At 62.6% G+C, this 24,040-nt stretch carries 22 protein-coding genes; 4 read left to right on the top strand and 18 right to left on the bottom strand.

Annotated elements, in window-relative coordinates:
* Window positions 1–178 precede the first annotated feature (178 nt).
* Window positions 179–1,129, bottom strand: a complete 951-nt coding sequence (locus FSY45_RS04555; RefSeq protein ID WP_039050033.1) for a LysR substrate-binding domain-containing protein — start codon at window positions 1,127–1,129, stop codon at window positions 179–181.
* A gap of 425 nt (window positions 1,130–1,554) precedes the next feature.
* Between FSY45_RS04555 and FSY45_RS04560 the strand changes: the two genes are divergently transcribed.
* From FSY45_RS04560 to FSY45_RS04570, 3 genes are all read left to right on the top strand, one after another.
* Window positions 1,555–2,118, top strand: coding sequence for a TRAP transporter small permease (locus FSY45_RS04560; RefSeq protein WP_003068089.1), 564 nt, complete (start codon window positions 1,555–1,557; stop codon window positions 2,116–2,118).
* A complete protein-coding gene (locus FSY45_RS04565) occupies window positions 2,115–3,413 on the top strand; it encodes a TRAP transporter large permease (protein ID WP_046460559.1) in 1,299 nt (432 codons plus the stop codon). Before FSY45_RS04560 ends, FSY45_RS04565 begins: the two co-directional genes overlap by 4 nt.
* Before the next feature lie 204 nt (window positions 3,414–3,617).
* Entirely contained in the window at window positions 3,618–4,655 is a 1,038-nt protein-coding gene (locus FSY45_RS04570) for a DctP family TRAP transporter solute-binding subunit (RefSeq protein ID WP_046460558.1), read from the top strand.
* A gap of 287 nt (window positions 4,656–4,942) precedes the next feature.
* Here FSY45_RS04570 and FSY45_RS04575 read toward each other — a convergent pair whose 3' ends face one another.
* The 9 genes from FSY45_RS04575 to FSY45_RS27770 all read right to left on the bottom strand — a co-directional run bounded on the left by FSY45_RS04575 (window position 4,943) and on the right by FSY45_RS27770 (window position 14,551).
* Complete coding sequence (locus FSY45_RS04575; RefSeq protein ID WP_046460557.1) at window positions 4,943–5,884, bottom strand: 2-hydroxyacid dehydrogenase; 942 nt, start codon at window positions 5,882–5,884, stop codon at window positions 4,943–4,945.
* Between the two features lie 93 nt (window positions 5,885–5,977).
* Window positions 5,978–6,946 (bottom strand): PDR/VanB family oxidoreductase, encoded by a 969-nt coding sequence (locus FSY45_RS04580; RefSeq protein WP_046460556.1) that lies wholly within the window; start codon window positions 6,944–6,946, stop codon window positions 5,978–5,980.
* Between the two features lie 30 nt (window positions 6,947–6,976).
* On the bottom strand, window positions 6,977–8,056 hold the full coding sequence (locus FSY45_RS04585) for a Rieske 2Fe-2S domain-containing protein (protein ID WP_046460555.1): 1,080 nt from the start codon (window positions 8,054–8,056) through the stop codon (window positions 6,977–6,979).
* Between the two features lie 14 nt (window positions 8,057–8,070).
* Entirely contained in the window at window positions 8,071–9,429 is a 1,359-nt protein-coding gene (locus FSY45_RS04590) for an MFS transporter (protein ID WP_148747925.1), read from the bottom strand.
* Window positions 9,430–9,590: 161 nt separating this feature from the next.
* Complete coding sequence (locus FSY45_RS04595; protein ID WP_003081275.1) at window positions 9,591–10,070, bottom strand: MarR family winged helix-turn-helix transcriptional regulator; 480 nt, start codon at window positions 10,068–10,070, stop codon at window positions 9,591–9,593.
* A 107-nt stretch (window positions 10,071–10,177) separates the two neighbouring features.
* A complete protein-coding gene (locus FSY45_RS04600) occupies window positions 10,178–11,254 on the bottom strand; it encodes an aromatic ring-hydroxylating dioxygenase subunit alpha (RefSeq protein WP_034354483.1) in 1,077 nt (358 codons plus the stop codon).
* A 71-nt stretch (window positions 11,255–11,325) separates the two neighbouring features.
* Window positions 11,326–12,090: a GntR family transcriptional regulator gene (locus FSY45_RS04605; protein WP_046460553.1), complete on the bottom strand. Its 765-nt coding sequence runs from the start codon at window positions 12,088–12,090 to the stop codon at window positions 11,326–11,328.
* A 182-nt stretch (window positions 12,091–12,272) separates the two neighbouring features.
* On the bottom strand, window positions 12,273–14,102 hold the full coding sequence (locus FSY45_RS04610; RefSeq protein ID WP_012839889.1) for an ABC transporter ATP-binding protein/permease: 1,830 nt from the start codon (window positions 14,100–14,102) through the stop codon (window positions 12,273–12,275).
* Complete coding sequence (locus FSY45_RS27770; protein ID WP_003068069.1) at window positions 14,060–14,551, bottom strand: hypothetical protein; 492 nt, start codon at window positions 14,549–14,551, stop codon at window positions 14,060–14,062. The genes FSY45_RS04610 and FSY45_RS27770 overlap by 43 nt, the downstream gene beginning before the upstream one ends.
* Window positions 14,552–14,763: 212 nt before the next feature.
* Between FSY45_RS27770 and FSY45_RS04620 the strand changes: the two genes are divergently transcribed.
* Complete coding sequence (locus tag FSY45_RS04620) at window positions 14,764–15,231, top strand: acyl-CoA thioesterase (RefSeq protein WP_003068067.1); 468 nt, start codon at window positions 14,764–14,766, stop codon at window positions 15,229–15,231.
* 67 nt (window positions 15,232–15,298) lie between these two features.
* Here FSY45_RS04620 and FSY45_RS04625 read toward each other — a convergent pair whose 3' ends face one another.
* The 8 genes from FSY45_RS04625 to FSY45_RS04660 all read right to left on the bottom strand — a co-directional run bounded on the left by FSY45_RS04625 (window position 15,299) and on the right by FSY45_RS04660 (window position 23,955).
* Window positions 15,299–15,943, bottom strand: a complete 645-nt coding sequence (locus FSY45_RS04625) for a polymer-forming cytoskeletal protein (RefSeq protein ID WP_034362797.1) — start codon at window positions 15,941–15,943, stop codon at window positions 15,299–15,301.
* Window positions 15,944–16,184: 241 nt separating this feature from the next.
* Complete coding sequence (locus FSY45_RS04630; RefSeq protein WP_046460552.1) at window positions 16,185–16,697, bottom strand: thioesterase family protein; 513 nt, start codon at window positions 16,695–16,697, stop codon at window positions 16,185–16,187.
* 260 nt (window positions 16,698–16,957) lie between these two features.
* Window positions 16,958–17,752, bottom strand: a complete 795-nt coding sequence (locus FSY45_RS04635; protein ID WP_039050041.1) for an enoyl-CoA hydratase — start codon at window positions 17,750–17,752, stop codon at window positions 16,958–16,960.
* A 46-nt stretch (window positions 17,753–17,798) separates the two neighbouring features.
* A complete protein-coding gene (locus tag FSY45_RS04640) occupies window positions 17,799–18,632 on the bottom strand; it encodes an acyl-CoA thioesterase II (RefSeq protein ID WP_046460551.1) in 834 nt (277 codons plus the stop codon).
* 37 nt (window positions 18,633–18,669) lie between these two features.
* The gene (locus FSY45_RS04645; protein ID WP_003068062.1) at window positions 18,670–19,635 is read right to left on the bottom strand and encodes an alpha/beta fold hydrolase; all 966 of its coding nucleotides are present in this window, start codon (window positions 19,633–19,635) and stop codon (window positions 18,670–18,672) included.
* A 14-nt stretch (window positions 19,636–19,649) separates the two neighbouring features.
* The gene (locus FSY45_RS04650; RefSeq protein ID WP_046460550.1) at window positions 19,650–20,846 is read right to left on the bottom strand and encodes an acetyl-CoA C-acyltransferase; all 1,197 of its coding nucleotides are present in this window, start codon (window positions 20,844–20,846) and stop codon (window positions 19,650–19,652) included.
* Window positions 20,847–21,026: 180 nt separating this feature from the next.
* Complete coding sequence (locus tag FSY45_RS04655) at window positions 21,027–23,429, bottom strand: 3-hydroxyacyl-CoA dehydrogenase/enoyl-CoA hydratase family protein (RefSeq protein WP_148747926.1); 2,403 nt, start codon at window positions 23,427–23,429, stop codon at window positions 21,027–21,029.
* Window positions 23,430–23,511: 82 nt separating this feature from the next.
* Window positions 23,512–23,955 (bottom strand): DUF2147 domain-containing protein, encoded by a 444-nt coding sequence (locus FSY45_RS04660; RefSeq protein WP_148747927.1) that lies wholly within the window; start codon window positions 23,953–23,955, stop codon window positions 23,512–23,514.
* Between the last annotated feature and the right edge of the window lie 85 nt (window positions 23,956–24,040).

Consider the following 24,040-nt stretch of genomic DNA (forward strand, 5'->3'; position numbering starts at 1 on the left):
TTTCACAAGCCAATGCCGATGGCAAAAATCCTTATGCGCAACTTGCATATTCAGTATTAACCCGATGCATAACATTAGGGTTTTCACCAGTAAAACACCTGAAATCACGGCAAGCTGGTCACACAAGCAAAAAAAGGGCCAACTGGCCCTTTTGGAAGAAAAGCAACACTCGATCGGGTTACACAGCCTTGACCTCGCCACCCGCAATCTCGCCCTGCTCCTTGAGGAAGTTCCATAGCGCAGCCGCTCCTCCCTGAGGGGCATCGCCCGTGGGTTTTTCCCGATAGGCCCGCACTTCCATGTCCATCTGAAAACCGGTCACACCTTCCGGCACTGCACGCACCAGTCGACCGGACTCCAGCTCGCCGCGCACCGCGCTATAGGGCAAAAAGGCCACGCCATGACCTTCCAGCGCCATGGCCTTGAGGCCTTCGGCCATATCGGTTTCATAGACGCGCTCGAGGTGCACGGCCTCGGCCGCCTCCTTGAGGATCAGCTCCGTCACCCGCCCCAGATAAGCGCCAGCGGCATAGCCCAGGTATGGCAAGGGCTGGCCCTGGCGGCCGGGCAGGGCAAAGATGGGGTTGCCGTTCTCGTCCGGCTTGGAGTAGGGAGCCAGCACCTCATGCCCCAGGCTCACCATCTCATAGCGCGAAGGGTCCAGCTGAAAGGGCTGAGAAGAGTGGTAGTAAGCAATCAGCAGATCGCAGCCACCTTCCACGAGACGCATCACCGCGTCATGCACATTGAGTGCGAACAGACGGCTGCGGAAGGGGCCGAACTTCTCGTGCACGGCCGAAACCCAGTTCGGGAAGAACGTGAACGCCAAGGTATGCGGCACGGCAAAGCCCACCATGCCCTTGCCCGCACTGACGTGGGCACGCAACATGGTGCGGGTGCTCTGCAAGGACTGCAGTATCTCCAGCGCCTGCTCGTACATGGTCTTGCCTGCTGGCGTCAGTCGCGTCGGGTACGAGCTTCTGTCGACCAGATCGGTTCCCGCCCAGGCCTCCAGCGCCTGGATGCGGCGCGAGAACGCAGGCTGCGTAACGTGGCGCAGCTGGGCCGAGCGGCTGAAACTGCGGGTTTCAGCAAGGCTGACAAAATCTTCAAGCCATTTGGTTTCCATAGACTCTCATTATCCGCTGCCCTGCACCAAAGCTGTGCAACGGAGGTAATCCTTGTTGGCTAGTAAATGGGACAAAACACAGACTCGACGATGAGCCATGCCTTGGTCGCCAGACCCTAGGGTAATGCCTGCCGCCAGACGTAAGCCCTGCGACATAGATACCTTGATAATATTTGCTCACATCTATCCGGTGTGTCTACTCGCTCCAAGCCATCCCGGCGCACAACGCCGTGAAGGTCAAGGAACAACATAAGGACTTACGCAAACAAGAATGCAACGACGGCCTGCCTCCTGAGGCAATCGTCTTGCCGGAACCCGTTTTGCGTAAGTCGTGAACATAAGGGCATTCTCATCGAGTGCGCGCGGATCACGCCATTCAGGCGAGCTGCCCTGACTCCTGTGTGTTTTTCTGACTTTCCGCGTTCATGTCCTCCACTCCTCCCGAGACCGATGGTGCAGCCGATGCCGGCGCGCGCCCGGACGAGCCTCGTTCCCTGCGCATTGAAGACTGGCTGACCGTGATCATCATGGCCGCTCTGGCCCTGATCACCTTTGCCAATGTGCTGGTGCGCTATTTCACCAACTCATCCTTCGCCTGGACCGAGGAAATCTCGGTCTTTCTGATGATCTTGCTGGCCCTGGTCGCAGGCTCTGCCGCCGTGGCCCGCAATCAGCATATCCGCATCGAGTTTTTCTCGGACAGCGGCTCCGTCCAGCGCCGCAAGGCACTGGCCCGGTTCGGCTCTCTGATGGTGGCATTGCTGTTTGCCATCATTGCCGTGCTCAGCGTGCGCGTGGTCTGGGACGACTTCCGTTTCGAGGAGACCTCGCCCGGCATCGGCCTGCCCCAATGGTGGTATTCGATCTGGCTGCCCGTGGTCTCGGCACTGATCACTGCACGCGCCATCGGCCTGTTCATCCGCCAGGGCAAGCCCGGCGCCTTCCCCGACGAGCCCGTGGAAAAAGACCACAGCAAGGAGATCGCATGATCGCCACCTTGCTGTTCGTGGCCTTTCTGGGCCTGATGTTCATCGGCGTACCCATAGGCGCCGCCCTCGGTCTGGCCGGTGCGGCGGCGATTGCCCTGGCCAATGCCGATACACAGTGGTTCGGTCTGCTGGCCGTGCCGCAGAATTTTTATGCCGGGCTGGGCAAATATCCGCTGCTGGCGATTCCCATGTTCGTGCTGGTGGGCTCCATCTTCGATCGCTCGGGCGTTGCCCTGAGGCTGGTGAACTTTGCCGTGGCCATCGTGGGCCGCGGCCCCGGCATGCTGCCGCTGGTGGCGATTGCCGTGGCCATGTTCCTGGGCGGCATCTCCGGCTCCGGGCCGGCCAATGCGGCGGCCGTGGGCGGCGTGATGATCGCCGCCATGAGCCGCGCGGGCTATCCCAAGAGCTTCTCGGCCAGCGTGGTCGGAGCGGCCGCAGCGACGGACATTCTGATTCCGCCTTCGGTGGCCTTCATCATCTACTCGGTGCTGGTGCCCGGCGCTTCGGTGCCGGCCCTGTTCGCGGCCGGCATGATTCCCGGCGTGCTGGCGGGTATCGCGCTCATCATTCCCGCCGTGTGGATGTCGCGCAAGCACAAGATGGGTGCGCTCGAAGCCTCCATGCCCCGCCCGCCGTTCTGGAAAAGCCTGCGCGAGGCCTCCTGGGGCCTGGCCGCTCCGGTGCTGATCCTGGGCGGCATGCGCATGGGCTGGTTCACCCCCACCGAAGCCGCCGTGGTTGCCGTGTTCTACGGGCTGTTCGTCGGCATGGTGATTCACCGCACCATCGGCCTGCGCGACCTGTTTCCGATTCTGCGCGAAGCGGGCGAGCTGTCGGCCGTGATCCTGCTGGTGGTGTCGCTGGCCGGCATTTTTGCCTTCTCGCTGTCCACCCTGGGCGTGATCGATCCAGTGGCCAATGCCATCGTGAATTCCGGTCTCGGCGAATACGGCGTGCTGGGTCTGCTGATCCTGCTGCTGATCACCGTAGGCATGTTCCTCGACGGCATCTCGATCTTCCTGATCTTTGTGCCCCTGCTGCTGCCCATCATGAATCACTACCACTGGGATCCCGTCTGGTTTGGCGTGATCCTCACGCTCAAGGTGGCACTGGGCCAGTTCACGCCGCCGCTGGCCGTGAACCTGATGGTCAGCTGCCGCATTGCAGGCGTGCGCATGGAGTCCACCGTGCGCTGGGTGGGCTGGATGCTGCTGTCCATGTTCGTCGTGATGATTCTGGTCATTGCCTTCCCCCAGCTCGCGCTGTGGCTGCCCGCAAGACTTGGCTATTGACCCCCTGAGCGGCTATGTCTAGGCGGCCCCACCACTTCCCCCCTCTCTCTCGCTTCTCGGGAGGGGGACGACACCAGTGCTGCGGGGCGGCGCGGCCAGCTTCGGCCCTTGCGCGGTGTCCGCTGAGATGGGCCGTGCTGATTCCATGTGCAATGCCTCCAACAAGCAAAGCATTTTTTCGTTTCTAAAAGGGAGACAAACCAAATGAAACTTCGTACCTTCCTCGCATCCGCCGTGGCCACGGCCGCCGCTTTGGCCTTTGCATCGCCCATGGCCATGGCCCAGACCAAGTACAAGAGCGAATACCGCATGTCCCTGGTGCTGGGCACGGCCTTTCCCTGGGGCAAGGGTGGCGAGCTGTGGGCCGACAAGGTGCGCGAGCGCACCCAGGGCCGCATCAACATCAAGCTCTACCCCGGCACCTCGCTGGTGCAGGGCGACCAGACGCGCGAGTTCTCCGCGCTGCGCCAGGGCGTGATCGACATGGCCGTGGGCTCGACCATCAACTGGTCGCCCCAGGTCAAGTCGCTGAACCTGTTCTCCATGCCCTTCCTCTTCCCCAACTTCAAGGCCGTGGATGCCGTGACCCAGGGCGAAGTGGGCCAGGAAATCTTCAAGACCCTGGAAAAAGGCGGCGTCGTGCCTCTGGCCTGGGGTGAGAACGGCTACCGCGAAATCTCCAACTCCAAGCACGCCATCAAGACGCCCGCCGACCTCAAGGGCATGAAGATCCGCGTCGTGGGCTCGCCCCTGTTCCTGGACACCTTCACGGCCCTGGGCGCCAATCCCACGCAGATGAGCTGGGCCGATGCCCAGCCCGCCATGGCCAGCGGCGCCGTGGACGGCCAGGAGAACCCCATCGGCGTTTACATGGCGGCCAAGCTGCAGTCCGTGGGACAGAAGCATCTGACCATGTGGGGCTATATGAACGACCCGCTGATCTTCGTCGTCAACAAGGACGTGTGGGCCAGCTGGACGCCTGCCGACCAGGCCATCGTCAAGCAGGCCGCGCTGGATGCCGCCAAGGAAGAAATCGCCATTGCACGCAAGGGCCTGGTCGAGGCCGATAAGCCTCTGCTCAAGGACCTGGCAGGCCTGGGCGTGACGGTGACCACGCCTAACGCTGCCGAGCGCGAAGCCTTTGTCAAGGCCACCCGCCCCGTCTACGACAAGTGGAAGAGCCAGATCGGCGCACCGCTGGTCGACAAGGCCGAAAAGGCCATTGCAGCCAGCCAGAAATAAGCTCCCCCTGAGCTGCTACGCCTAGGCGGCCCCGCGGCTTCCCCCTCTCTCTTCGGGAGGGGGACGACACCCTCGCTGCGGGGCGGCCCTTGCTTGGTGTCACTGGTTTGGTCCGCGCCAGCTTCATGGCGCCGCAGATAGTAAAAATCCCCGCACGGCTTGCCGTGGCGGGGATTTTTTTGCTATGAATATCAAAGCTGTAAGCGCCCGATATAATTGAATTTCAACATCAAATCAAATTGAAATACAACCATATCAATCGCAAGCAGCTTTCAATTCAATAGCACTCAAATGGGCGAAACCAAGGGCTTGCCATCCAGATGGCAGCGCATATTGGCGATGAAGCGGTCCACCGAGTTCTGCACGGCCTCGGGCGACCAGCCGCCCACATGGGGCGTCAGCACCACGGCGTCCAGATCGATGAGTTCCCGCGGCGGCAGCGGCTCGCTTTCGTAGACATCCAGTCCGGCTCCGGCCAGGCGACCTGCACGCACGGCGTCGGCCAGCGCTGCGGTATCGACCACCGAGCCGCGCGCGATATTCACCAGCACGCCTTTCTCGCCCAGCGCATCGAGCACCTCGGCATTGATCAGATGGCGCGTGCCAGCGCCGCCCGGCGTGGCCACCAGCAGCACATCGGCCCAGGCAGCCAGCGCCAGCAGATCGTCAAAGTAGCGGTAGTCGGCGCCCTCGCGCGGCTTGCGGTTGTGATAGCCGACGGGCATATCGAAGGCGGCCGCGCGCCTGGCGATCTTGGCGCCGATCTGGCCCAGCCCCACGATGCCCAGACGCTTGCCCGAGACATTGGCCGGAAGCGGCAGGGCCGAGCGCCAGATGCCGGCACGCGTGGCCTTGTCCAGCTTGACGATGCCGCGCACCGCAGCGATCAGCAGACCCATGGCGTGGTCGGCCACGCAGTCGTCGTTGGTCCCCACGCCGTTGCCGACGGCAATCCCGTGCGCCTTGGCATAGGCCACGTCGATGTTCTCGTAACCCGCGCCCATGGCGCAGACCAGAGCAAGCCCGGGCATGCGCTGCATCTGCGCGGCCGACAGGCCCGTTGCGCCAATCGTGCACACGCATTGCACGCGAGCTCCGTGGGCGGCGATTGCGGCCTCGGCCTGATCGGCCTCGGGCGCATAGATCACATCAAAGTCGGCAAAGGTCTGCTCCATCTGCTGCAGATGGGCGGGGACCTGGAGATTCAGGACTAGCAGGGCAGGCTTCATGGCGGGAACGCGGCGCTTTCATGGAAAACACCTATTTTGAGCAGGCTGCGCCAGCCCTGCCCGTGCATGGTCAAAACCTGCCCGATCCGTTCATCACAGATCCAGCACCAGACGGCCGGACCTGGCGCGCGAGCAGCAGGGCAGGAACTGGTCGTTGGCAGCCTGCTCGTCTTCGGTCAGATACATATCGCGGTGATCGGGCTGACCAGAGATGACGCGCGTCAGGCAGGTGCCGCAGACGCCCTGTTCGCACGAGGTCTGAACGCAGACTCCGATGGACTCCAGCGCCTGCACCACGGTCTGCGCCGGCGTGACGCGCACCACCTGGCCGCTGCTGGCGACCTCCACCTCGAAGCTTTCGTCGTCGGCGCGGTGCTCCACTTCAGCGGCAAAGAACTCATAGTGCAGCTGCTCGGCAGGCCAGCCCGCCGCTCGTGCCGTATCGAGCACGGCGTCCATAAAGCCCTTGGGTCCACACACATACAGATGCTGCCCCTGCTCTCTTTGCTGCAGCAATTCGCTCAATCCCAGCGAAGACTTTCCATTCACGTCATCCACATGGATCTGCGCCTTGTCAGCCCATTGCGCAGCCTCTATGGTCTGGGAAAACGCCATGCGCTCGCGCGAGCGACCGCAGTAGTGCAGTGCGAAATCCGCACCGTCGCGCGCCAGCTTGCGCGCCATGGCCAGAATCGGCGTGATGCCTATGCCGCCTGCCAGCAGCAGATGCTTGCGGGCCGGCGCATGCAGCTCGAAATGGTTGCGCGGCAGGCTGATGGTGATTTGCTGGCCGGCCTGCAGCTGCTCATGCACGGCCGCCGAGCCACCGCGCGAGGCGGGCTCGCGCAGCACGGCAATCACATAGCGGTCCAGCTCGGCGGGATCGTTGCTCAGCGAATACTGGCGCACCAGCCCACCAGGCAGGTGCACATCGATATGCGCACCCGCACTGAACGGCGCCAGGCTGGCGCCTTCCAGAGCCCGCAATTCCAGGCTGCAGATACCAGCTGCCTGCTCCTGCTTGTGCGCAATGCGCACCTCGAACGTGGTTTCAGTCTTCATCTCGGGTACTTCTCTTTTGCTTGTGCGTCCCTAGGCCAGCGCCTGCGAGGCTTGCGCGCCGGCCTGGCGCAAGCGCTCGATCACGCGCCGCGCACGGTTGGGCCCCACATCCACGTGGATATCCACCACGGCGCGTGAACCAAACCGCTGCTGGTTGCGGAACTGGGCTTCGATGACCACCTTGTCTTCTTCGAAAGTGGCAGCCGTCTGATCGATCACCAGCTGTGTGGTGTCCTGCATCTGCGGATGCGGATTGGTCGCAATCGTCCAGAAGTAATGCGCGCTGGTCTCCGTCTCCGGCGTCACGCCGTGAAAGCCGCGCATATGGAATCCTTCGCGCGCCGGGTTGTCCAGTCTGTCCTGGCCCGCATCCATGGCACCGGTCCAGATACGCACATGCGAGGGGTGGAACTCCACTTCCTGCCAGCGGTCGATGCGGCCCTGAAAAGGCCAGGCCTGTGCATAAGTAGGTGGAGGGTCCGAATCCGGCATCCAGCGCACCACCTTCACGCTGTCCCCGTCCTGGCTGACCTTGAGATCCGCGTTCATATGCAAGCGGGCATTGCCGCCTATGGTCTTGAGGTGCACATAGCCCAGATGGCTCAGGTCCAGCAGATTGTCGTGAATCAGCTGATACGGAGCGTCGTAGTGGTAGACGCCGCCGCCAAAACGATATTGCGGGTCGCTGTGCACGGCATAGGCCGGCGGCTCCGTGCCCGGCGCGGAATCCGGTGTCGCGCCCATCCAGATCCAGAGAATCTGGTCGCGCTCGCGCAGCTCGAAGGACTTCACGCAGGCCTTGGCCGGAATCCGTTCCTGGCCCGGTATTTCGAGGCAGCGCCCCTCATGGCTGAAGAGCAGACCATGGTAGCCGCAGCGCAGACCCGCAGCTTCCACCGTGCCGCAGGACAGCGGCAGCTCGCGGTGGCAGCAGCGATCCTCAAGCGCCGCGACCCGGCCATCTTCCGTGCGGAACAAGACCACGGGCTGGCCCAGCAAGGTGCGCGCCACCGGCTGGTCCTTGAGCTCCCAGGCAAAGCCTGCCACATACCATTGATCCAGCGGAAAGGCCGTCAGGGCCGCGCTCATGGGTTGAGAAATCTGGTTCATCGAAGTCTCCCTGGTCAATGAGCGGCAGCCACTGTCTCGGACGCAGCGCGCCTGTCCGCAGCCTGCGGGCCTGCAATACGATGCATGGACACGATGACGGCAGCCAGGACAAACGCCAGGCCATAACCCAAGTACAGCTGATCGGGCGACCAGGCCGCATCCAGCAGGCCACCGGCCACCAGAGGCGACACAATCGCCCCGATGCGGCCGATGCCTATGCCCCAGCCCACGCCCGTGGCGCGCACATCGCTGCCGTAGACCACAGGCGCAATCGCATAGAGGCCGGCCACACAGGCATTCACAAACACACCAATCAGAAAGGCCAGCGTGTACGACATCCACAGCGCGCCGGAGCTACCCACCAGAAAGCACAGCAGCACTGCCGTCACCAGCATGAAGACCGCCAGCGCACGGTGAATCGCGAAACGCGCCGCCAGCAGGCCCAGCAAGGTCGCGCCCAGAATGCCGCCCAGACTCAGCAGCACGCCCGTGGTCACGCCCTGCTCGGGCGTCAGGCCCGAGGCAGCCAGCAGCTTGGGCGTCCAGCTCATCACGAAATAGAAACCGAACATCACCGAGAAGAAGGACAGCCAGACCAGCACCGTGGGGCGCAGCAGCTTGGGAGACAGCAGCTGCAAAGGGCCTATGCGCTTGCCTTCACCGCTGCCTGCCGCCACGGCCTGAGGCAGGGAACCCAGTGCGGGCAGGCCCATCTTGCGAATCAGTCCATTGAGACGCTGCAGCGCATTGGCGGGTCGCTTGACCAGCAGAAAGTCCAGAGACTCGGGCAAGGCAAACCAGGCCAGAGCCAGCACCGCCAGCGTGGAGCAACCGCCAAACAGGAAGACGGAACGCCAGCCATGGTGCGCGAGCAGCCAGACCGCAATACTGCCGCCAATGGTCGCGCCCAGCGCATAGCCGGTCGATTGCAGCGTGACTGCCAGACTGCGCCAGCGCAGCGAGGCATATTCGCTGGCAATCACATTGCTGCAAGCCAGAATGCCGCCCACGCCCAGGCCCGTGATCACGCGCAGCACCGCAAGCTGCGTGGGCGTCTGGCTCCAGGCCGAAGCCAGCAAGCCCAGCCCGGAAACGGCCAGGCACAGCAGAATCAGGGGACGGCGCCCCAGCTTGTCGGCCATGGGCGCCAGCAGCAGCGAACCTGCGGCCATGCCGAAGAGGCCGGCACTGAGCAAAAAGCCCAACTCCGAGCCGCTGAGCTTCCAGTGCGCCGACACCGCCGAAGCCGTGAAGGCCATCACCAGCACGTCAAAACCATCAATCATGTTCAGGGCCATGCATACCGCGATGACCGACCATTGGAAGGTCGTCATGGGCCGCTGGTCCAGATGCGCGCGCAAATCTTGTTCCATCGTTGTCTCCTTGCTTTTTATCATTCATTCAGCATACTGAATCACATTCAGTTTACTGAATGAACTCTTGATCCAGCACAAGTGAATTCCCTAGTCGTGCCGGTTTACCGCCGGCGCTGGCCGGTGTGATCGTGGTGAAGCCGCCGCGCCAGAACGGGCTGCTAGCCGTTGATCGCCGCTTGCTCGCCGGCTTCAGTGCTGTCGTGCAACTGCACGAACTTGCGCAGCAGACGCTTGAACTCCGCCTGCTCCTCGGGCTCCAGCGCGGAAAGCATGCGCTGCTGCAGCTCGTAGACATTGGGCACGAACGCGGCCAGCATGGCTTCGCCCTCGGTGGTCAGACTCAAACGGCGCTGACGCCTGGGCAGCAGCTCCCGATGAATCCAGCCCTTGCTTTCCAGACGCGCAGCGATATCGGCCGTGGTCGAGTTGTCCAATGCGACAAGACGCGCCAGCGTCACCTGGTCGATGCCGGGAGACTCCTGCAGCATGCGCAGGATGGCGTATTGAACCGGCGTCACATCGGGGCCCAGCACTTCTCGAAACAGCAGCGCAGCAATCTGCTGGGCTCGTCGAATCAGATGACCTGGCTGGTCGTAGAGATCCAGGGAAAGCGGGTTGGGTGTGGTGGGCGATTCCATGCAGCAGCGTAGCAAGGGCAGCGCTGCCTATGGGCATCGCTGACTCCGATTCGAGGAGCTGCAAGATTACTCCATCTACAGACATGATCTACCCCGCCTGCGGCCGTTCAGGCCAGCGCCGCAACGCGCGACTCGCTTTTCTCTTCGTCGATCAGGCGCTCGATGATCTTGCGCGACTGCACGCCGCCGGCATCGATATTGAGCTTGAGCAGTTGACGCTGCGGATAGTCCTCAAGGTTGCGCTGCTGCAGCTCCAGCATTTCCAGGTCTTCGCTGAAGATCTTGTGCTGGCCTTGCTTGATGGCCGCCGTCACCGATGCATCGCCGGGATTGAACTTGCGCGCCATGCCCCAGAAGTACCACATGCTGCCATCGGTCTCCGGAGTGATGAAGTCCACCACCATGCTGTAGACCTTGTGCTCGTCAGCGGCGTCATAGCCGCCCTTGCCGGCATGCGCCACACCGACCTCAATCAGCACATGGCTGGGAGGAGTGAAGCGGCAGACCTGCCAGCGGTCCACAGGCACGTCATCGGCCAGACCATTGCTGCGCAATGCCATCTTCCAGAACGGAGGTGCCTCGATGTTCTCCATGAAGCGGCTGGTGACCACCTCGCTGTCGCCCATGACCTCGGTCTTGCAGGGCGTCTCGTCGATCTCGGCCTGACCGATGCTGCTGGCATGCACATAGGTTTCATGGGTCAGGTCCATGAGGTTGTCTATCATCAGGCGATAGTCGGCCTTGATGTGGAACAGCCCGCCGTCATAGGCCCACTCGGGGTTGTCATGCCATTGCAGATCCGGGATCAGCGCTGCATCGGCCGCATCCTTGTCACCCGGCCAGACCCAGACAAAGCCGTAACGCTCTTCCACCGGATAGCTTTTGATGGCAGGAAAGCCGCGCACGCGCTGGCCGGGCATGGCAACCGTCTTGCCGTCGCAGCCCATCTCCAGCCCGTGATAGCCGCAGACCAGCTTGCCTTCGCAGACGCGGCCCAGCGACAGCGGTGCGCCGCGATGCGGGCAGAAGTCCTCGACGGCGGCCATCTTGCCTTCCAGGGCGCGGTAGAAAACCATGCGCTCACCACAGATCTGGCGCCCCAGCGGCTTGTCCGTGACTTCGGCCGCAGTGGCAGCAACATACCAGGTGTTGCGAGGATAGGTGGGCTGTGCTTGCTTGCTCATCGTGGGTGTCTCCTTGTATTTATCGGTCGGGGTCTGGTCCGGGCACCGCCTGCTGCGCCACGGACCGGGTATCAGCGGCTGGCGCGAATCAGTTGCGCACCGGGTACGCGCGTGGTCTCGGGCGAGCGCATGGCTTCGCGCAGGTTGCGCCGCGCAATGCGTGAGTGCTCTTTCATCAGCGCCTCGGCACGCGCGCCTTCGCGGTGCTCGATGGCGTCAATCACTTCACGGTGCTGCTCCTGCGCCAGAATCAGGCTGCGCAGCGCGCGCGGCGACTCGGAGTCGGCCACCACAAAGCCCGAGGGGGAGGCAAAGGGCAGGCGCTTGACCCGCTCCAGCTCGCGCTGCATGAAACTGCTGCCCGACATCTCCAGCAGGATGTCGTGAAATTCGGAGTTCAAGGCCACATAGGCGGAAAACGCTTCGTCGCCCCAGTTCAGGGCATCCAGCACACGGTCGATGGCATCCAGACAGCGCGCGGCTCTCGCCAGCAGGGCTTCATCGACCCCGCGCTCGGCCGCCATGCGCGCCGCCAGACCTTCCAGCGTGCCGCGCAGCTCGATGGCGTCCGAGACATCGGCTTCGGACAGCACGCGCACCTTGTAGCCGCGCCCGCCGGACGTGGCCTCCAGCATGCCCTCCTGCTCAAGCCGCATCAGCGCTGCACGTATGGGAGTGCGGGAGATACCCAGACGCTCGGCCAGCACCAGCTCGGAGATGCGCTCTCCGGCCGCCATCTCGCCGGCAAGAATCATTTCGCGCAGCTGCAGCTGCGCCTTCACGACCTGGGAATGGTTTTCTTCCGCTGCAGCAGCGGGGGCAATGGAGGGTGGCATGTCTCGCGGGGTATTTAGTTCTTGTCAGACGGAAGAAATGTATACATAAAAATCAAAAAACAGTGATTTAATTGCTAATCCAAGGGTAAATACCTAACAACATGTATACATATAAGCAAAGCAGTCAAAAAGAAAGCCACCCGAAGGTGGCTTATCAAACGTCTGGCGAGAGGCCGCCGCACTCAGGCGGGAATCTCCGATGACTCCTGCTGATTGAGCTGCATATTCCACATGCTGGAGTAACGCCCTCCGGCGGCCAGCAGCTCCTCGTGCGTGCCGCGCTCGATGATGCGGCCGCTGTCCATGACCAGGATTTCATGCGCTTCGACCACGGTGGACAGGCGGTGGGCAATGACCAGCGATGTCTTGCCCTGCGCCGCGCTGCGCAGCTCGTTCTGGATGGCACGCTCGTTGGCGCTGTCCAGTGCCGAAGTCGCTTCGTCGAAGATCAGGATCGGCGGATTCTTGAGCAGGGTGCGTGCGATGGCCACACGCTGCTTTTCACCGCCCGAGAGCTTGAGGCCGCGCTCACCCACACGCGTGGCATAGCCCTGGGGCGTGCGCTCGATGAAGTCATGGATGCGCGCAGCCTTGGCCGCTGCAACCACCTGCTCCTGCGTGGCGCCCGGCTGGCCATAGGCGATGTTGTAGGCCACCGTGTCGTTGAACAGCACCGTGTCCTGCGGAACAATGCCCACGCAGTGGCGCACGCTGCTCTGGGTCACCGTGCGGATGTCCTGCCCGGCAATGCGCACATGGCCGCCCTGCACGTCATAGAAGCGAAACAGCAGACGCGCCAGCGTGCTCTTGCCCGAACCCGAGGGACCGACCACGGCCACGGTCTTGCCCGCAGGAATGGTGAAGCTCACATCATGCAGTATGGGCCGCGCGCTATCGTAGGCGAACTGCACGTTTTCAAAGCGCACTTCGGGCGGCGGATTGTCGATCTGCAAGGACTGGGCACCGGGCGCATCGGCCACCTCTCGCTCCTTGTCCATGAGCGTGAACATGCGGTTCAGGTCGGTCAGGCTCTGCTTGATCTCGCGGTAGATCACGCCCAGGAAATTCAGCGGGATATAGAGCTGAATCATGAAGGCATTGATCATGACCAGATCGCCCAGCGTCAGCCTGCCGTCGACCACGCCCTGCGTGGCACGCCACAGAATGGCCACCAGCGCCGCACCGATGATGAGCTGCTGGCCGCAGTTGAGCATGGACAGCGTGGTCTGGCTCTTGAGCCGCACGCGGCGCAGGTTCTCTAGGTTCTCGTCGTAGCGCGCTGACTCGAACTGTTCGTTGTTGAAATACTTGACGGTCTCGTAATTGAGCAAGGAATCGATGGCCTTGGTATGGGCCGCCGACTCCTGGGCATTGGCCTCTTTTCTGAAGCGTGTGCGCCACTCCGTCACTGTGACCGTGAAGCCGATATAGAACACCAGCGCTGCCAGCGTGATGACGGCAAACCAGATGTCGAAACGCACGGCCAGAATGCCCAGCACCAGCGCCATTTCAATTAGTGTGGGCAAGATGGAGTAGAGCGAATACGAGATCAGCGACTCGGTGCTGCGCACACCGCGCTCGATGTCGCGCGTCATGCCTCCGGTCTGGCGCTCCAGATGAAAGCGCAGGCTCAGCGCATGCAGATGCTCGAAGGTCGACAGCGCAATCGAGCGCGATGCCCCTTGCGTGGCCTTGGAAAAGACCAGATCGCGCAGCTCGGTGAACATCGTTGAGGAAAACCGCAGCAATCCATAGGCCGCCAGCAGACCCACGGGGACCACCAGCACGGCCTGGGCCTGCCCGGGCTTGATATCCAGCGCATCGACCAGATGCTTGAGCAAGATGGGCACGCCCACATTGGCCAGCTTGGCGCAGATCATGAACGCCAGCGCCGCCAGCGCATGCCATTTGTAGCGCCAGATATAGGGAAAGAGGCGACGCAGCGTGGCGCCGTCTGACTGGTTTGCCGCTACTGCGGCTTCTTCTGGGGTTGCAGGTAACTGTGAACGCATTGTGGGGCTGTGTCGCCCTGCTGGCAGTCGGAGCCGCGGTAGAGGGCGTCTATTTCTATGACGGGAATCGGGGTACCCGCGAATTCTGCCTGTCCCGTCACTTTTGCGCTCACCCAGACCAGGGTGAAGGGCTGCAGCAACTGCCTGTCATACGGGCCAGCACCGCAGGCCTTGAAAAAGCTCGCCTCGCGTGGCCAGGACAGAAAGCCCTGTTCGCTGAACTCGGCATGCAACAGAACCATGCAATCGCGCTGCTCGCCGACCGCCGCTATGGTGCGCAGCCCGCCAGCCCAGCAGACACGCGCATTCAGCGCACCGGCCTGCAAGGCCTGCCTGGGATTCATTGCAGTGAAAGGTCCGGCCAGCGCTGCCGCGCCGGTCAGGGGTTCCGGATGGCAGGAGGGCTGCACGGCCTGCACAGGCGGCTTGAGCGACCTTGCCGATGTCACATCGTCTCTGCCCGATATTGGGGCTTTTACCGGATGGCTGCTGCAAGCCGCCAGCACGACACTCAGGCATCCACAGATCCACCACAAACACCGTCCCATAGTTACCCCCTACTTACTTGCCCGAACCGTCGCTAGTGGCTTTCTCTCGCCAACATGGTAGAAACCCGATGTTGAGGGACAATTCAATCTTTCCATTCGTGTCACAGATTTCCATGCCTCCCCGTTCGCCCGACCTTCCCAGCGTTGCCCTGCCCGCCGACAAGGAACTGGTCCTCAAAGTCGTGCCCATGCCTGCCGATGTCAATGCCAATGGCGACATCTTCGGTGGCTGGGTCATGGCGCAGGTGGACCTGGCCGGCTCGGTGCTGCCTCAGCGCATCAGCCACACCCGCATGGTGACTGTGGCCGTCAACGAGTTCATCTTCAAGCAGCCCGTGCGCGTGGGCGACATTCTGTCCTTTTACGCGGGCGTGCAGCATGTGGGTCGCACCTCGGTCGCTGTGGATGTGGAAGTCTTTGCCGAGCGCTTTTCCGACCAGGGCAAATATGTGAAGGTGACCGAGGCCCGCCTGACCTATGTGGCCATTGATGCCACCGGCAAGCCCCAGTCTCTGCCTGATACCGAGCAGACACGTGCCTGGCGCGAGAAACTCCAGGCTCAGGCGGCCGCCAAGAGCTGATCCATGCATCGAGCATGAAAAAAGCGACCTCTAGCGGTCGCTTTTTTCATGGGCTGTGCGCAGAGATTCAGGCGACAGCAGCGCTACCCGTGGTTTCACTGCTGCTGGCTGCAGCTGTCGCCGTGCTGCTGCCGGCACTGCTCTTGCTCCAGGCGGAAGCGGAGGCATTGCTGGAACTGCTGGTGCCGGAACGGGTTCCCGCTTCGATCTGCCCCGTCAACTCGCCACCCTCTTCGATCACCACCTTGCCATAGCGGATCGTGCCGCTGACCTTGCCGGAGCCATAGATCACCAGCTTTTCGCGCACCGTGAGAGTACCGTCGAACTTGCCGTGGATTTCTGCAATATCGATCTCGGCCGTACCGTGAAACGCCCCCTGCTCGGCAATCTTGATGACGCGGGAGTTCATGGTCGCCTCAACCGTTCCCTCCACGACCAAGGTATCGCAGTCCGTGATTTCCACGCCCTTGAGCTTGATGTTCGGACCGACGGTCAGCTTGCTGCCACCGTTTTCCTCCGCAACAGGCGCGGTGGGAGCAGCAGTCGCAGCCGCACGCATGGGGCTGGATGGTGCCGTGCCAAGGCCCGCGTTACTCAGGGAGCTGGCGCCAGATGTCGCAGCGGTATTCGCTGTCGAAAGCCCGGTGACGGAACTGCGTGAAGGAAAGTTATCGTTATCGCGTTTGCCGAAGAACGGGTTTTGCACAGCCATGGCGGGAATCTCCTAGTCAGAAAGTGCCATCCTATGCAGCATAAGTAGCAACATTTACCGTCATCTCGCAATAACGGTAAGCAAAGCTTTCACAAGTTTCAGTTACTTGCATGCATTGCCTGATCTCACACAATGAAAGATTTGGCAGCATCCGGGCAAGCGTTCACTTGCCTGTCTTTGAGGCACTTTTTGCTGCCAGCCCATATTTCGCCGGCGCTTTACGCTCTCGTTTCAGAGATCGTCAAGAGACGATATAGGCCGCCGTGCCGGTAGAGAGCAACTCACCATCCACCGACAGAAACTCCATCTGAGTATTCGCCACCCGCGAGCCCAGGCGCAGCACTCTGGCCGTGAGCAGAAATTCCTTGCCGATGCCGGGGCGCATGTAGTCCACACGCAGATCGATTGTGCCCAGCCGGGAAAAACGATGCAGTCTTTGCGCGGGCGTATCGTCCATATGCTTGGCCGCAATGGCCGCCATCACAGCCAGCCCGCCCATGGAGTCCAGGCCGGCGCTGATCACGCCGCCATGAATGCGCTGGTAGGCCGAATGCCCGATCAGATCAGGTCGCATGGCGATATGCCCCTGCACCAGCGTGGGCGTGATCTCGCCGATCTTCAGACCGATAGTCTGGTTGAAGGCCACGCGCGTTTCAAAGATCTCTCGCAAGCCGGAGATGAACTCAGGCTCGAACTGCACGGGCTCGGCGATTTCCTGCGCTGAATGACGGGACGATACGGACCTGGATGTCATAGGCAACCCTGAAAAGAGGTCAAAGAAAAATCGCCCGGCAAGGGGCGATTCTCAGATCGGCACTGGTACAAGCTGGCGAAGCTGGCCCGGATTCGACACATGCCGAAATCCGGATAGCGCTTTGGGTAACACCGCCACCCATCGCTGCGCTCGTCTTGCTGCCGCAATGTCTGACTTCAGCACTGGCTGAAGTCAGGGTGGCGTTTTTGGCGAAATCGCCCCCCATCGCTGCGCTCGTCTTGCTGCCGCAATGTCTAACTTCAGCACTGGCTGAAGTCAGGGTGGCGTTTTTCCATGAAGGCCGTCAGTGCTTCCTTGGCCGCGGGCTCGCGCAGCATGCGGGCGAAGACCGCGCCCTCTTCCACGATACGCTCGCCCACTGCCTTGGCCTGGCCGCCCTTCATCAGGCGCTTGGTCTCGATCAGCGAGGACAGGGGTTTGCGCGCCAGCTTCCTGGCCTGGGCCTGTGCCAGGGCATTGCATTCGCTGGGCGGTACCACGCGGTTGATCAGGCCCACTTCCAGCGCGGCTTCTGCCATGAAGGGCTCGCCCAGCAGCAGGGCTTCGGCGGCACGGTGATAACCCAGCATCTGGGGCAGAAGCAGGCTGGATGCCGCTTCGGGGCATACGCCCAGGTTGATGAAGGGCAGCGAGAATGCGGCGTTATCGCCGGCATAGACCAGATCGCAGTGCAGCAGCAGCGTCGTGCCAATGCCCACGGCCGGACCACAGACGGCAGCAATCAGAGGCTTGGGGAAGGCCGAGACTTCCTGCAGAAAACGCCACACGGGCGCATCGGCCCCCATTGCACCGGGGGTTGAGGCCTGCTTCAGGAAGTCCGCAATATCGTTGCCTGCGCTGAAGATGGCGATGTCGCCCTGAAACACCACCACGCGCACGCCTGCGTCGACCTTGGCGGCGGCCAATGCATCCGCCATCTGGGTATACATGGCCTCGGTGAAGGAGTTCTTCTTCGCCGCACGGTTGAAGGTGATGGTGCACACGCCCTCTTCGGTGTGCACCAGGATGTCCTGGCTATCCTGGGTATTGCTCATGGTCTTGCCTTGTGAATGATGTGAACAGCTTGCTGGTTTCGGCGCGCTATTCCTTGTAGTAAACAATCTGGTGGCTGGTCGCCAGCATCTGACCGGACTGGCTCCACAGCTGGGCCGTCTGGTCAAAAAAGCCGTTGCGGAACTCCTGCCCTCGCGCCTGCGCCAGCAGCAATCCGTCACCTGCTGCAGCCAGTTCCTCGCGTCCGGCATGGAAATAGACCGTGATGGACACCGTACCCGCCGGCACGCGCTTGGCGCGGCGCAACCACGCCCGTGGAAAGAACACATCGGAGACCGCGGCCAGCGACGCGAAATCCAGCGGACGCGGCGGATTGTCTCTCACCCACAGCCGCGTCAAACTGTCGCGCTCGGCTCCGTCCTCCTCACGCGGCAGGATGCCGTCGACAAATCTCATCTCATAACGGGTCAGCCACTCGGAGGCCTTGAACAGCGGCGGCACGCGCTCCACCTCGGCAGCAGCCCGGACCTCGGGCATGGGCATATCGCTGACGCTCCAGGTCTGACGGCGTACCGCCGTCACGGCTGTGGCCGTGGTCACGACCTGCGGCTGGCCCTGGGCATCGGGCTGGGTGATGGTCAGCAGCCAGTGCTGGGTAGAGCGGTTGGTACGCACCGGGTTGGCGTCGATCTCAAACGTACCCGGCCCCACGGCTGCCGCATAGTTGACGGTGATGGACAGCGGATCGCCCAGACACTGAGGGTGTTGCTGAATGGCCTGCACCAGGCTGGCCGCCGTGATGCCGCCATAAGGGCCGACCATATTCCAGTAATCGGGCGAAGCCGTTCCCTGGTACTGATTGGGCACGCCCGTAGCGCTCAGCGCTACGGCACGATCAAAGGGGTGGAGGTCTGTGCTCATGATTGGCAGTGTTGCCCAAGGGCGGGAATGAAAGCCGTCAAACAGGTGACTCAAGCGGCCCGAACAAGGGTTTGCCTGGGCCACGGTCACCGTCGCGCCAGCTCTGCAGCAAGGGCAAAAGGGGCTGCCACAGTAGCTCACGCATCTCTTCCTTGAAATACCCCAGATGGCCTATGCGTCCGGACGGAGCCAGGCCCGGATCGACACGCTCCAGCGTGCTGGGCGCACTTTTGTACCAGTCCACCAAAGACTGCACGCTGGCCAGCGACATCATTTCGTCGTCCTCGAAATACAGCGCATGCAAGGGGTAGTGGGCTGCCGCATAGGCCTCGGCCGCCCAGCGCCCCTCCACCCCCATGGCGTACAAAGGATTCAGGCACCAGCGACGCCATTGCCAGATCACGCCTGCCGGCAGATCGCCCACAATGCCCAGCTTGCGCCCCGGAAACGCGCCGTACAAAGCAGTGACCAGCGGAGCGACGCCCCACCAGAACAGCCTGACCATGCGCTTGGTTGGCGCCGCGTTATCGCGCCAGTAGCCGCTGCCGCTGCCCACAGACAGCAAGCCGTTGATGGGCAGAGGGATGGAAGCCAGACCCGGCAATTGCGAGCCCACACTATGACCGATCCAGATCAACGGCTGCTCAGGAAACTGCTGCTTGAGCTGCGCTGCCACCAGCTCGCAGTCCTTGGCCCAGTCCAGCAAGTCGGCCCTGGCGTCGCGCAGCGGCACTTGCAGGGACAGGCCATGGCCACGGTAGTCGAAGGTGGTGACGCCATAGCCCTGCTCCGCCAGCCAGCGGGCAAAGGCCTGGTAATAGCTTTGCTGCACGCCCATGGCGCCAGCCACCACCACCTGCGCCAGCGGCGCTGCCGCCCTGGGCTGACACTGGCGCAGCACCAGATGGGCCGAACCCACGGAGATGGGCAAGGCCATCTCCGTCCATTGCACGGCAGCTTGCACCGGAACTTGTACGGAGGCTTGCGACTGGGCGGTCTGCATGGCGGCTGCGGCGTTCAGACGCGCTCGAAGATGCCTGCCGCGCCCTGACCCATGCCCACGCACATGGTCACCATGCCGTACTTGAGCTGTTTGCGCTGCAGCGCATGGACCACGGTGGCGGCACGGATGGCACCGGTCGCCCCCAGGGGATGGCCCAGCGCAATCGCACCGCCCATGGGGTTGACCTTGCTCTGGTCCAGACCCAGGGTGTTGATGACAGCCAGGGACTGGGCCGCAAAGGCCTCGTTGAGCTCGTACCAGTCGATATCGTCCTGCTTGAGACCCGCATAGCGCAGCGCGGCGGGAATGGCCTCGATGGGGCCAATGCCCATGATGGCGGGCGGCACGCCCTTGCTGGCATAGCTGACGAAGCGCGCCAGCGGCGTCAGACCAAAGCGCTTGACGGCATCGCCGCTGGCAAGGATCAGCGCGCCCGCACCGTCACTGGTCTGCGAGCTATTTCCCGCCGTGACCGTGCCGCGCGCCGCAAACACGGTGCGCAGCTTGGCCAGGCCTTCGAGGCTGGTATCGGGGCGCGGGCCTTCGTCCAGACTCACGGTGCGCGTGCTGGCCACGGCCTCGCCGGTGGCGATGTTCAGCGTGCGGTCGGTGACTTCGATCGGCGTGATCTCGGCCGCGAAATCGCCGGCCTGCTGCGCGGCAATCGCGCGGCGGTGCGATTCGAGTGCAAACGCATCCTGCGCCTCGCGCGAGACCTTCCACTGCTGGGCCACCTTCTCCGCCGTCAGGCCCATGCCGTAGGCAATGCCCACATCGCCGTCGCGCTCGAAAATGCTGGGCGAGAGGCTGGGCGCATTGCCCATCATGGGCACCATGCTCATGCTCTCCACGCCGGCAGCAACCATCACATCGGCTTCACCGACGCGGATACGGTCCGCCGCCATGGCCACGGCCGACAGACCGGAGGCGCAAAAACGGTTGACGGTGATGCCGCCGATGCTGGTGGGCAGTCCCGCCAGCACTGCACCGATACGCGCCACGTTCAGGCCCTGCTGGGCTTCGGGAATCGCGCAGCCGCAGACGATGTCCTCGATCGCCTTGGGGTCCAGGCCAGGCACCTGGGCCAACGCCGCCTTGAGCGTGGTAGCCAGCAGATCGTCGGGACGGTAGTTGCGGAAAAAACCCTTGTGCGAGCGCCCGATGGGCGTGCGCGTGGCAGCAACGATATAGGCGTCTTGTACTTGTTTCATGACCAAATTCCTTGGTTGTCTCTTAGCTCTTTAACCTGTGTGCGAGGCTTCAATGACTTCGCGGCGCATACCAGCAGCCAGCGAGCAAGGGCCGCCCCGCAGCGTTGCTGGCGTCCCCCTTCCCGCAACGCGAGAGAAGGGGGAAGGCGCGCAGCGACTCAGGGGGATGCTCATATCAAATCAGTTGCGAACCGGCTTGCCGGTGTTCAACATGCCCAGGATTCGTTCATGGGTCTTGGGGTGAGCAATCAGATGGCAGAAGGCCTTGCGCTCCAGGCTCATCAGATAGGCCTCATCCACCAGCGTGCCGGCATCGACATCGCCGCCGCAGACCACATTGGCGATCAGGCCCGCAATATGCTGGTCGAACTCGCTGATGAAGCCGCCGTCGCGCATATTGACCAGCGAGCCCTTGATCGTGGCCTGGCCGCTGCGGCCCGCCACGGGGAAGCTGCGCTTGTGCGGCGCACGCCAGCCGCTGGCTGCCATGGCCTTGGCCTCGTTGATGGCGACAAACAGCACCTCGTCCTTGTGGGCCACGACGATGTCGCTGTCCAGCAGATAGCCGAGCTTGCGCGACTCCAGCGCGCTGGTCCCCACCTTGGCCATGGCTGCGGCCGTGAAGCCTTCGGTCAGGAAGGGCAGCAAATCCTTGCCGGTGCTGGTGGCGGCATTTTCGGCAGCACGGCGGGCGATATAGGTCAGGCCGCCGGCGCCGGGCACCAGGCCCACGCCGACCTCCACCAGGCCGATATAGCTTTCCATATGGGCCACGCGGCGTGCCGAGTACACCGCCATCTCGCAGCCGCCGCCCAGCGCCAGCCCATGGATGGCAGACACCACCGGCACCTGTGCATAACGCAGGCGCAGCATCAGGTTCTGCAGCTCCTGCTCAATGCTCTCGATGGCGTCCGCTCCACCGATCACAAAAGCAGGCATGGTGGCCTCCAGGTCCGCGCCCACGCTGAAGGGTGCATCGCCGGACCAGATGACCATGCCGTCGAAGTCGCTCTCGGCCGTATCCACCGCCTCCATCAGACCCTCCATGACTTCGGGGCTGATGGCGTGCATCTTGTTCTTGATGCTGGCGATCAAGATCTTGCCGTCCAGCGTCCAGGTGCGCAGCGCCCTGGTTTCGGCAATCGTCGTGCCAGCCGTCTGCCAGTCGGGCAGATCGGTTTCACCCAGCAGCTTCTCGGGGAACAGCTGGCGCTCGTACACGGGCAGCACACGGCGCGGCACGAATTGGTTCCGCGCAGGGCTCCACGAACCATTGCCTGTGTGTACTCCGCCGGCCTCGGCCACCGGGCCTTCGAAGACCCATTGGGGCAGCGGCGCCTTGCACAGCGCCTTGCCGGCGTCGATGTCCTCCTGGACCATCTTGGCCACCTCCAGCCAGCCGGCTTCCTGCCACAGCTCGAACGGACCCTGCTTCATGCCGAAGCCCCAGCGCATGGCCTGGTCCACATCGCGTGCGCAATCGGCGATGGATTGCAGATGCACGGCAGCATAGTGGAAGCTGTTGCGCAGAATGGCCCAGAGGAACTGGCCCTCCTTGCCCTCGGCATTGCGCAGCAGCTTGAGGCGCTCTGCAGCGGGCTTTTTGAGCATGCGACCGTAGACTTCGTCGGCCTTGCCGCCTGCGGGAATGTAGTCCTCGCTGTCGAGCTCGAACTGGAAGATGTCGCGGCCGACCTTTTTGTAGAAGCCCTTCTTGGTCTTCTGGCCCAGGTTGCCCAGCTCGATCAGCTTGGCCAGTACGGGCGGCGTGCCGAAGCTGCCATAGAAGGGGTCGGTCTCCAGGCTCAGATTGTCTTGCAGGGTCTTGACGACATGGGCCATGGTGTCCAGGCCCACCACGTCGGCAGTGCGGAAGGTGCCCGAGGAGGCACGGCCCAGCTTCTTGCCCGTGAGGTCGTCCACCACGTCGAAGGACAGACCGAAGTTCTCGACCTCCTTCATCGTGGACAGCATGCCGGCGATGCCGATGCGGTTGGCGATGAAGTTGGGCGTGTCGTGCGCTCGCACCACGCCCTTGCCCAGCGTGCTGGTGACAAAGGCTTCGAGCTGATCCAGCACCTCGGCCTGCGTGGTGGGCGTGTTGATCAGCTCCACCAGCTGCATATAGCGCGGCGGGTTGAAGAAGTGGATGCCGCAAAAGCGCGGCTTGATGGCGTCGGGCAAGGCCTCGGACAGCTTGGTGATCGACAGGCCCGAGGTATTGGACGCCAGCAGCGCGTGCTTGGCGACGAAGGGAGCGATCTTGTGATACAGGTCCAGCTTCCAGTCCATGCGCTCGGCAATAGCCTCGATCACCAGATCGCAGCCCTTGAGCAGCTTCATATGCTCTTCGTAGTTGGCCGCCTGAATCAGTTCCACATCATCGGCCACGCCGATCGGCGAAGGCTTGAGCTTCTTCAGATTGGCAATGGCACGCTCTGCAATGCCGCTCTTGGAGCCTTCCTTGGCGGGCAGGTCGAACAAAATGACCGGCACCTTGACGTTGACCAGATGGGCGGCGATCTGCGCACCCATCACGCCCGCGCCCAGCACGGCGACTTTTTTCACATTGAATCGGGACATGAGCTATGTTCCATTAAGGGCCAGCGGCCTTGCCACGGACAAAGCATGGGACTGAGGTGCTGGCTGTTTTCTGTCTTGAGATTTACTGAACGCGGATCCAGGTCTGGGTACGCCAGAAAGGACCGATGGAGCCGCGCACTTCCAGCTTCTGGCCTGCATCGACGGGCGTCAGGCGCACGGTATAGGTCTTGCCGTTTTCGGGATCGAGAATCCTGCCGCCTTCCCAGACCTCCTTGCCCTCGACCTTTTTGACACCGCTGATCAGCGTCATGCCCACCACGGGCTTGTCCTTGAGCTCGTCCTTGCACTCGGTGCACAGCGCATTCGGGTCAGCGCCCTTGCGCAGCAGGGCCTCGACCTTGCCCGTGACCACGCCTCCGGCCTCGGTGATCTTCACCTGCGCCTTGGGCGTGTTTTCCTTTTCATCCATGCTGCGCCAGGTGCCCACGGGCGACATCTGCGCCCAGGCGGCCGACATGCTGCCCGCTATCAATACCAGAGCTATTACCGCTTTTATCTTCTTCATTTCCTAGTCCTTTATATTCAAAACAAGGGATGAATAGGCGCATACAGCTACTCTTTCAATAGCATTACAGCATGCGCCTGCGGAA

The organism is Comamonas sp. Z1 (assembly GCF_008121555.1).
Lineage (GTDB): Bacteria > Pseudomonadota > Gammaproteobacteria > Burkholderiales > Burkholderiaceae_C > Comamonas > Comamonas thiooxydans.